4 protein-coding genes are annotated in these 2,453 nt (G+C 44.0%); 2 read left to right on the plus strand and 2 right to left on the minus strand.

The annotated features are described in order from the left end of the window. The first annotated feature begins 166 nt into the window (after positions 1 to 166). Together AC5590_RS23975 and AC5590_RS23980 are read left to right on the plus strand one after the other, a co-directional pair. Positions 167 to 445, plus strand: coding sequence for a helix-turn-helix domain-containing protein (locus AC5590_RS23975; protein ID WP_246163171.1), 279 nt, complete (start codon positions 167 to 169; stop codon positions 443 to 445). A gap of 8 nt (positions 446 to 453) precedes the next feature. Further along, positions 454 to 609 carry a hypothetical protein gene (locus AC5590_RS23980; RefSeq protein ID WP_169268953.1) on the plus strand — a complete coding sequence of 52 codons (156 nt, stop codon included), beginning with the start codon at positions 454 to 456 and terminating at the stop codon, positions 607 to 609. Positions 610 to 676: 67 nt separating this feature from the next. Here AC5590_RS23980 and AC5590_RS23985 read toward each other — a convergent pair whose 3' ends face one another. Both AC5590_RS23985 and AC5590_RS23990 read right to left on the minus strand, forming a co-directional pair. Beyond that, a complete protein-coding gene (locus AC5590_RS23985) occupies positions 677 to 1,708 on the minus strand; it encodes a GUN4 domain-containing protein (RefSeq protein WP_169268954.1) in 1,032 nt (343 codons plus the stop codon). A 17-nt stretch (positions 1,709 to 1,725) separates the two neighbouring features. Further along, on the minus strand, positions 1,726 to 2,223 hold the full coding sequence (locus AC5590_RS23990; RefSeq protein ID WP_169268955.1) for a hypothetical protein: 498 nt from the start codon (positions 2,221 to 2,223) through the stop codon (positions 1,726 to 1,728). Positions 2,224 to 2,453 lie beyond the last annotated feature (230 nt).

Below are 2,453 nucleotides of genomic sequence, written 5' to 3' on the forward strand. Positions count from 1 at the left end.
CCTCACCCTGCCCTGTCGGGCATCCCTCTCCTTAGTAAGGAGAGGGAAAGATTTTAGCGCCGATTCAAGCGAGGGTGAGGTTTTGAGTGAGATGTGTACACCACGGTAGCCCAAGAGATTGAGTTAGCAGAACAACGAAAAAGAGATTATTTAAGCAGGAAGCAAAATGATGAGTGATGTAGAGAAATACATTGCCAGACGCAAGCAAACCGATCCGGAGTTTGGTAAAGATTTTGAATCTGGATTTTCCAGTTTTAAAATTGGGGTGCTGCTGGCGCAAGCAAGAATTGAAGCGGGAATCACACAAGAAGAATTAGCACGTCGGTTAAATTTGCATGAATCTATAATTATCAGAATCGAAAACGATGGATCTGATGTTGGTATCTCTACTTTAGAAAGATATGCGAATGCCTTGGGGAAGAAACTTTATGTAGAAATTCAATAAGTGCGTAGATGCAAAATGACTGGGAAGCAACGAACCAAGAAATAGAAGAAGTGGCGTGCAAGTTTATCTTCGCGAATTGTTATAACCCACAATTCGCCAGCATCGTACTACAAGCACAAGAAGAAGATCCAAATTGGATGCAGTGCCAGGTAACGAAAACGTAGAAACCGTAATACTTCGTGGAAAATCACTTGCTTGCGAATCTTTACAATTCTGTGTGAGCCTTATATGTTACAGTTTACAAGTCTGGACGCGAGAAAAGAGATCTGGCCATAAGTCTTCATTCTTCTTCACCCCCCTAAAACCCCAAACAGGGAGATGTCCTTGGGGGGCTTTTGTGGAGAAGGTTAATTCATTGTAATACAGCCACTCTTTCTTCCAAGGCATTCCTTTGCGCCAACCCACGCGATCGCCAAACTTTTCATAGTCTTTACCCACACTTTCCCAAACACGCTTTTGCACACTAAAGCCAAAGCGCCCACTACTGTATTTTACCCAAAGTTGGTCAATTGTGCGGAGGTCAGTGCAGGGAAAGTTTTTGATGGATTCGATATCCAGCCAGCTTTCTATTTCTCTGCCAGCTGCCTTGAGCATGAAAGTAACAGTTTCGAGATCCGCTTCTTTCCACTGTCCTGCTTTTAGCAAATTTCGTAATTTGGTGTAGTTTACACCGCGTTCACTGCTGAGGTCATCACCTGAATCATCTCGTTGATTTTGCGGGGTGTTTTGAGTTTTAATAACTTCTGGGTTTCTCAGTTCTTGGGTAGTGGGGACTTCTTTGTTCGGTTCACTACTGAGGTCATCGCTTTGACTTTGTGGGATCACCTTCAGAGTTGGCACTGGCTTGTGCCCAGTTATGCCCCAAATAAGCTGTTCCATTGGATCGGGTTCTTGCTGGCGAAAATCAACCCAATGAAAACTCTTTATAAATCTAGGAACGCTGTTTATAAGTTCTTGAGGACAATCAGGCAATATAACCAACCCCATGCGAAGCTGGCGGCTAGCGAATTCAACCAAAAACTCTCGCATTTCAATATTTGCCCACGGTCCTACTCCTGATGAACCAATGAATACGGCTACAGCCTTTATCTGAGGAATAATTTCTTCTAGTTGATCTTGCCAAGGTCTAAACGGCTCAAAATCATACTTATCCAGCCAAGCTAAAATACCTTGCTGCTTTAGCTGAGCCCTAATTCTTTCTACTTGTTGTTTTTCTTTGCTGTTGTGACAAAGGAAGACTTCATAATCTTGGGATGTGGTCATATCTCAGCTTTTCCCCACTACTGTTCTACACCAGCAATGATTGCCAAAGCATTTGCATATTGTTCCAAATCCCTTCTCAACGCTTCCAACTCATACCGCAAATTCGCTTCTTGCGACCAATTGCGCTCATGCTCTTTTAGACTCAGGTGAGGAGGACGCTGTGCTTCCCATGTCTGCAACAGTGGATGCCATTTGGCAAGAAAAGGACGCAAACCCTTATTCAGCACCGCTATAGCAATACCTCCCACTGACTCACGCGATGCACCAACATCTGGTCCAGCTTGTTTGAGGACTTCCCGTGTGATGCCAAATAAACTATATAAAGATGTCAGCGCTTCACGCAACAGTCCTTCGTCAATTTCCAGAGGTTGAACAGCAATCCGGGTAACAAGTTCAACATACAACGACCATGCAGCCCGACGTTCTGTTGGATCGGCTTGCCATTCAGCGGAACCGATGCCAAAGGGAAGGCTGACAGAGACTTTTTTTAGTTTGGCGGGGTCTATTCTAGGCATGAGTTTGTTGTCACTATATATATAGTTGCTTGTTTTAAGTTTTAACAACTTTCCGCTTGCCATAGTTGGCGCGGCTGCAGGAAATTCTGTTTAATAAGTGAATAATTCTATATTACATACAGCTTGCTAGGTGTGAATTCCGGGTGAGTAGGAACAAAACCCAATCTTCAAAATTTTTCCCTCTCCTTAATAAGGAGAGGGATGCCCGACAGGGCAGGGTGAGGTTCCGA

Origin of the sequence: Brasilonema octagenarum UFV-OR1, assembly GCF_963888615.1 — a bacterium.
GTDB lineage: Bacteria > Cyanobacteriota > Cyanobacteriia > Cyanobacteriales > Nostocaceae > Brasilonema > Brasilonema sennae.

Coding starts and splice junctions, on each gene's coding strand:
- AC5590_RS23985 (WP_169268954.1), bottom strand. CDS start 1,708: ATGACCACATCCCAAGATTATGAAGTCTTCCTTTGTCACAACAGCAAA.
- AC5590_RS23975 (WP_246163171.1), top strand. CDS start 167: ATGATGAGTGATGTAGAGAAATACATTGCCAGACGCAAGCAAACCGAT.
- AC5590_RS23990 (WP_169268955.1), bottom strand. CDS start 2,223: ATGCCTAGAATAGACCCCGCCAAACTAAAAAAAGTCTCTGTCAGCCTT.
- AC5590_RS23980 (WP_169268953.1), top strand. CDS start 454: ATGCAAAATGACTGGGAAGCAACGAACCAAGAAATAGAAGAAGTGGCG.